Origin of the sequence: Streptomyces sp. NPDC002265 (assembly GCF_040296125.1) — a bacterium.
GTDB lineage: Bacteria > Actinomycetota > Actinomycetes > Streptomycetales > Streptomycetaceae > Streptomyces.
The window spans coordinates 1-3,924 of sequence record NZ_JBEOWS010000564.1 but is presented as its reverse complement, the minus strand read 5'-3'; the positions used below and the strand labels follow the sequence as shown (position 1 = coordinate 3,924).

Sequence of the window (3,924 nt, the reverse complement as noted above, 5' to 3'; positions counted from 1 at the left end):
GCGAAGAGTGAAGTGGCGCTACGAGCCCAGGCGGAGCGTCTGCTGGCTAGCGCGACCGATGACGTGTCGCCCGTCGACGTCGGATTCTCGTCGGCCATGCCGTTGTTGCCGTGGCCGCCCGGGAAGCGGTCGTCCAGCCGCCCGGAAGGGCCGGTGAGCGCCCACCATCCCGGGAGTGAGTCGTCGTCGTGGTCGATCGGTTCGACCAGGCGGACGCAGTAGTCGAGGACGGCCCGCAAAGCCGGCCCGGTCGCATCGCGGCGCAGGAGGTAGCCGCCGTATCCGGTCAGGCCCCGGATCGCGTCGAACTCGGCGAGCGCCGGAAGCCGGCCGGCGTCGATCCTGCGGTGCGCGGCCTCCAGGCGCCGCTCTACGTCGCCGACCACTTGTCGGTCCAGCCGGTCGAGGTCGCGCTCGTAGGCCCCGGGGAGGCGTTCGGCGGCGCAGGCCAGGACGTGAGCCAGTGCAGGAGCGCCGTAGAAGGGGTGGCTGTCGGCTCCGCTGGTGAATGGCTGGCGGGTGGCGGCGGCAAGCCAGTCGTGCACACGCTGCCAGGGGCCAAGTCCTGCTGCTGCACGCTCGATGTGCAGCAGGGCAATGCCGATCGGGCCGAAGGCCAGATGCTGCCGGGCTTCGTCCGTGGTTGCGGCACCAGGCGCAGTGTCAGGATGACGGAGGCGCTCTGCGATGTCCGCAGCCACAGTGAGCGCCGGGTGGTTGTTCACTGCCGCCTCCTGGAGCGGGCGGTGAAGGCCAGAGCGGCGGCGCGGGCGAGGTGGAGGCAGATGTCCTCTTCGGGGAAGTTCACGGCGACGTGCCGCACGAAGTGCGTGTGCAGCAAGGAGGCCAGTACGTCGTCCAGGGCGATGCCCTCGGTGTGCGGCCCGGGCAGGTGCTGGCGGTACGCGGCGAGCGCGGCCCCGCGATCGGCCCACGCCGTCACGATCGCCTCCCCTCCGGGAGCCGCGCGTAGCGCTGCCCAGTCGTCGCGCGGGTCGGACAGGCGTACAGCCTCAGCGAACTGCGACCGAGGAACTGGCCCTGGTGCGCTGTGCGGGATGTGGTCGATCAGCCAGCGCGCACCGGCCTCGGGGCTGCCGAGGAACGCGGAGGAGATCGCGAGGGTGTGCGCGGCCACGAGCGTTCGTTGCTGTGGGCGCCATGGCTGGGCAAGTTGCGCGACAACCGTACGGGAATCGGCCTGGAACACGCCCTCGGCCGCGTCCCAGGCCGGACCGGAGCCCCAGCGGCCCATTTCGCGGTAGGACGTGGGGTAGCGCAGGTCTGCCAGCAGTCCGGTGGCGCGCAGTTCGTCGGCCCACGCGCTCACGATGCGGGCGATGCCGGCGAAGTCGTCCGGGTGGGAAAGCGCGATGCGCAGGCGGAGGTGCTGCTTGGGGTCACGGAAGCGGATGAACCACCACGGCGGAAAGCCGAGCCGACGGATGAGGTCGGGTACGTGCCGGGCCAGCACGGCGTCCTGACGGCGCAGGTCCCCGTACAGGGCGGCCAGCAGCACCGAAGAGGAGGCAGGCGTCTGCATCTGGGCCCGCGAGAGCGTGCGGGCTGGGGTCGGCTGGGGCAGCGCGGACCACCCGGGCGGCTGGGCTGCTTTGAGGGGGACCACGATCTCGTGGGCGCGGCCTCCGCTCCAGCCGTACGACTGCGCAGGAGCCGCCTCGGTGAGCACCGCGTAAGGGGTGCGGTCGAGATGCCGGCGCAGCAGACTCCGGTAGGCGGCCTGCTCGAGGTCCAGCGGGAGCAGCCGGTCGTCCTGGACGAGCTGAACGTGCCGGGGCAACCGCCGCCGCACACGCCACGCGGACAGCACGCTGTCCCATTCGGCGCCGGGACGGTCCCGGCCGGGCAGCTCGGACGCCTCCAGCCGCCAACGGGCCGGGGTGAGCACGATGCGGCCGTAACGCAGTCTCGGCAGGAATGGCATCGCCGCGGCGGCGCCCCAGTCGAAGACCGTCACCTGGGCGCACTGGGCGCGGGCGATCTCGGTGAGGAACCTGGCCAGCGGCGGCGTGTGCTCGGTGAGGTTCAGCGCGTGCATGCCTGCGGCTTCGATACGGCGGCCGAGACCGGGAGCGGCCAGGTACATCCGGCGGCCGTCGCACGCCACCGCCAGGTCCGCCGGGGTGAGCACGTCGGCGGAAGCGGCCCGGTGCTCCTGCAGGCTGATGACCAGCGGCAGAACGCGGGGGGTCCGGGTGACGTGCGCGGTGTCTGCCAGCAGCGGAGGGAAGGAGAGCTGGGCAGGATCGGTACCGGCATCGGCCGTGGGCAGTTCCGTCAGCTCTGCGCACAGCGCCTCGCGCGCGGCAAAGCCGAGGACGCCGGCGAAGCGACCGGTGCTCACCCCGGCACCGCGGGACACGCTCGTGACCTCGATGGTGAACCGGCCGCGCTGCGCCTCCTCCATGCTGGTCGCGTGCAGTCGTACGCCGATCTCCAGATGCGGCGGCACGCGCGGCTCCCCGGGCCCCCTGTCCAAGGCGGCCACCAACTCATCGGTGAGTGCCACCTCATCGTGCCCGTCGAGTGCGGCGGTCTGCGCGAGCCGCACCAGTACGTCATCGCGGGCAGACACACGGCGGCGCTCACCCGCCGGGGCGCCGGGGTATCCGTCGGGGTAGCCGATGCCGCTGTCGGCGACAACGTCGAGCAGGGGCACCATCGTTCCGATGCCGTAGCGCTCGTAGAACCGCTGGTGGTACTCGGACCACGCCCGGGAGCCGTACGGGCGGGCGCTCAGCCGGGTCAACACGGTCGCGGCGCGCTCCGACTCGCGCGCCACTTTGTCGGGGAGCGTCAGGTGGGCATCCAGGCGCAGGTCGAGCGCGAGGGGATGGCGGACCAGGCCCGGCACCAGGTCACGCATCCGGGCCGCCACGGCATCCCGGGCGTCCGGGGAGTCGCAGTGCTGCAATCCAGCATGGACGGCACGTAGTTCCCGGACCGTCTGGGCGAGCGGCACGAGGGAGCCGGCCTCGACCCCATCGAGCTGCGCGAGGACATGGCCGAGAGCTTCCGGTTCAGTAGCCGGTGCCTGGAGGCTCGTGATGAGCACGCGCCGTCGGATCAGCCCCGCCAGCAGCCCGTGCACCCGATCGGGCAGCACCGAGGGAAACTCCGCCGTCAGCTTCTCGGCCAGTGCCTCGAACCGTATAGGCGAACCAGCCGCGCCGAGGACGATCCTCACCGGGGCCGTCAGTTCGATGGACGCCTCGACAGCTCGAGGCCGGCCGGACGTCCCGTCGTCCTGGTACGGGACGATCAAGCGGCCGTCGCGTTCAAAGGACGTGTTGCTGACAGCGACGGACAGGAGCGGCAGCAGCTCCCCGCTCTTCTCCAACTGCTCGACCAGCCGGGACAGCCACTCCGCGCCGGCCCGTGCGACAGCCACGTGACCCTCACCCCAGCTCGCCTTGACCGGGGCGCCGAAGGCAGCGGTGGCAACGCCTGCGAACAGGCCGAAAGGCGTGGCCCGGTGCCCCGCGCGAAGAAGGTAGCGCGCCAGTGAAAGCCCGACCCGGCGTACGTCACGGCTGTTGGGAGCGGGGGACATGCACAGCGCCTCGGTCTGGGCAGCGAGGACCGGACTGGCATGCCGTACGGCTTCAGCCAGAGCAGCGTCACCCCACACGGCCCGCACCCAGGCAAGACGGCTGGTGACGATCTCCGCCCGTTCAGGTGCCGCGAAGGAGCGGTCGTCGAAGTCCGGGAGGGGGAACGGGGGCAGGCCCGGCCGCGCGACGGCGCGTACGAGGGCAGTGGAGCCAGCCCGAAACGACAAGGGTTCAGCCATGGATACCTCCTTGAGCCGGTCGGGGTGGGAGGGCTCCCGGTGCCGCCCCGCTCGCCGCGTGGGGGCACCAGTACCAGCCCGGGCCAGACGGTGCAGATCAGGCGGCGTTG

2 protein-coding genes are annotated in these 3,924 nt (G+C 71.8%); both read right to left on the bottom strand.

Annotated features, from left to right (window positions below; translation table 11 throughout):
* The coding region (locus ABT085_RS44830) for a lanthionine synthetase LanC family protein (protein ID WP_351622550.1) at positions 1 to 725 on the bottom strand (725 nt) is incomplete at its 3' end.
* The gene (locus tag ABT085_RS44825) at positions 722 to 3,814 is read right to left on the bottom strand and encodes a lantibiotic dehydratase (RefSeq protein WP_351622547.1); all 3,093 of its coding nucleotides are present in this window, start codon (positions 3,812 to 3,814) and stop codon (positions 722 to 724) included. The genes ABT085_RS44825 and ABT085_RS44830, both read right to left, overlap by 4 nt.
* Between the last annotated feature and the right edge of the window lie 110 nt (positions 3,815 to 3,924).